This window comes from Stenotrophomonas sp. GbtcB23 (assembly GCF_019091045.1).
Taxonomy (GTDB): Bacteria; Pseudomonadota; Gammaproteobacteria; order Xanthomonadales; family Xanthomonadaceae; genus Stenotrophomonas; species Stenotrophomonas rhizophila_A.
Map to the genome: position 1 here is coordinate 1 of NZ_JAGXKC010000099.1, position 2,355 is coordinate 2,355.

The 2,355-nt window shown below is 63.4% G+C and carries 3 protein-coding genes and 1 pseudogene; 2 read left to right on the forward strand and 2 right to left on the reverse strand.

The genetic code is table 11. The annotated features are described in order from the left end of the window. Window positions 1–217: pseudogene (locus tag KVS69_RS18070) on the reverse strand (DUF4126 domain-containing protein); the annotation flags it as partial. A gap of 41 nt (window positions 218–258) precedes the next feature. Next, complete coding sequence (locus KVS69_RS18075) at window positions 259–423, reverse strand: hypothetical protein (RefSeq protein WP_217539389.1); 165 nt, start codon at window positions 421–423, stop codon at window positions 259–261. Window positions 424–581: 158 nt separating this feature from the next. Between KVS69_RS18075 and KVS69_RS18080 the strand changes: the two genes are divergently transcribed. Together KVS69_RS18080 and KVS69_RS18085 are read left to right on the forward strand one after the other, a co-directional pair. Beyond that, entirely contained in the window at window positions 582–1,745 is a 1,164-nt protein-coding gene (locus KVS69_RS18080; protein WP_210131552.1) for a zinc-dependent alcohol dehydrogenase, read from the forward strand. A gap of 119 nt (window positions 1,746–1,864) precedes the next feature. Then, window positions 1,865–2,355 (forward strand): glycosyltransferase (locus KVS69_RS18085; RefSeq protein WP_217539390.1); only part of this gene is annotated, 491 nt, incomplete at its 3' end.

Sequence of the window (2,355 nt, forward strand, 5' to 3'; positions counted from 1 at the left end):
CGATCCGGTCGGGGGCCGTCTTCATCTTGTCGCCAATAAGCTCACCTCCTGCCAATGCAAGCATGCCTGCCGAGGCGAAGTTGTTGGACAAAATGCGTGGCGCACCGTTATCGGAAGGAAGGTTGCCACTCCGTGCGGCGTTCGTCACCGCAGCCAAGGGCGTCATCGCGCGCATGCCGGCTACTGCTCCCATCAAAATCGAATGGATTAAGGCCATCTGGCTCTCCTAAATTGGAAAAGGGCGGCGGCTTGCGCCCCTCATGGCTTCGCCGGCCGCTCGTAGTCTTCGGGCTTAGCGGTGTGCTCCGCCTCCGGCATATCCTTGTCCTTCCAGCTGGCGTCATCGTTCCGAAGCTTGTCGGGCGTGTGTGCCTTGTCTTGGTCAGCCACGTCGGCAGCGGGGTTGAGAGGTAGCTTGTTCACGGGTCGCTCCAGGGTCTGAGGGTCATGGGCATGCTGGGCCTGTAACCATGAGCACGGTGTCTTGGTGGAATCCACATTTTCACTACACGCCGGTCACCGACCGGGGACGCAGCGACCGGTATCTCTAGGCGCACCGATCACGTTAAGAGGAGCCGCCAATGCGCGCGTTGACCTACCACGGCAGCAAAGACGTCCGGGTGGACACCGTCCCGGATCCCACCTTGGCGGCGCCCGATGACCTGATCCTGCGCGTCACCGCGACAGCCATTTGCGGCTCGGACCTTCACCTATACCGTGGAAAGATTCCCGATCTTCACACCGGTGACGTTCTGGGCCATGAGTTCATGGGGGTCGTGGAGGAGGTAGGAAGCGGCGTGACCGACTTGAGGCCTGGCGACCGCGTGGTGGTGCCCTTCGTCATCGCTTGCGGCGAATGTTTCCACTGCAAGTTGGCTGAACACGCGGCCTGTGAGACCACCAATACCGGGAAGGGCGCGGCGGTGAACCAGAAGGGCATCCGCCCGCCCGCCGCTCTGTTCGGCTATAGCCATCTATACGGCGGGGTGTCCGGCGGCCAAGCTGAATACGTAAGGGTTCCGAAGGCAAACGTGGGCCCGCTGCGCGTGCCGGATGCGCTGCCCGACGAGCAGGTGCTGTTCCTGTCGGACATCTTGCCTACGGGCTACCAGGCCGCGATCAATGCGGGCGTCAAACCGGGGTCTACTGTGGCCATTTTCGGCGCCGGCCCGGTCGGACTGATGGCTGCCGCGTGCTGCCGTTTGCTGGGGGCCGAGACCATCTTTATGGTCGATCACCTGGCCTACCGGCTGGCCTTCGCCGCGCAGACTTATGGCGTAACCCCAGTGGATTTCAGTCAGATCGAAGACCCGGCTGAATACATCATCACGCAGACCAACGGGCGCGGCGTTGATGCCTCCATCGAAGCAGTTGGCTTCGAAGCCGAAGGAAGCGCACTCGAATCAGCACTGACCACGCTGAAGGTGGAAGGCAGCAGCGGGGTGGCGATCCGCCAGTGCATCGCGGCCACCCGCCGCTGCGGCACGGTGAGCATTCCTGGCGTCTACGCCGGTTACCTGCATGGCTTCCTGCTTGGCGATGCGTTCGACAAGGGCCTGACCTTCAAGATGGGCCAGACCCACGTGCAGGGCCTGATGCCCGAGTTGCTCGACTACATCGGGGAAGGCGCGCTCAACCCGGGCGTGATTATTACTCACCGCCTTCCCCTGGAAGAAGCCGTCCGCGGCTACGAACTCTTCGACCGTAAGGAGGAGGACTGCCGCAAGGTGATCCTTATCCCCTGACAAATGAACCGTCATCTTTGCCGCGGCCCTGCGCACGCTCTGACCGGCCCAGACGTCGATCTGCCACTGATTGGCTTGAGCCCCAAACCGAGCAGAGCGGCCCACCCTGAGGGCATGTGGTGATCGCGGTTATCGTGCCGGCGCACAACGAAGCCGATGACATTGGTCGCTGCCTTGAGGCGGTCAACGAAGCTGCAGTGCATCCAGGTTTGGAGGGCGAGCCGGTAGTAACCGTGGTCGCGCTGGATGCCTGCACCGACGGCACAGGCGGCGTGTGCGCTCTCCACGGTGCAGCGGCAGTCGCGCTCGATGCGCGCTGCGTAGGTGTCGCGCGTGCGGCGGCGGCCCGTTATGCGCTTGATTTGGGCGCACGTTGGATTGCCAGCACCGACGCCGACACGGTCGTGCCTGCGGACTGGCTGTGGAAGCAGGTAGCATGCGGCGCTGACGCGTTCTGCGGGGTGGTGGACGTGGCCGAATGGCGCGACTATCCCCCCGCTGTGCGTGAAGCCTTTGCCGGCCGCGAGCTGTCGTGCGATGGGCACCGTCATATCCACGGCGCCAACTTGGGCCTCAGTGCCGCAGCTTATGAGAAAGTCGGCGGCTTCCC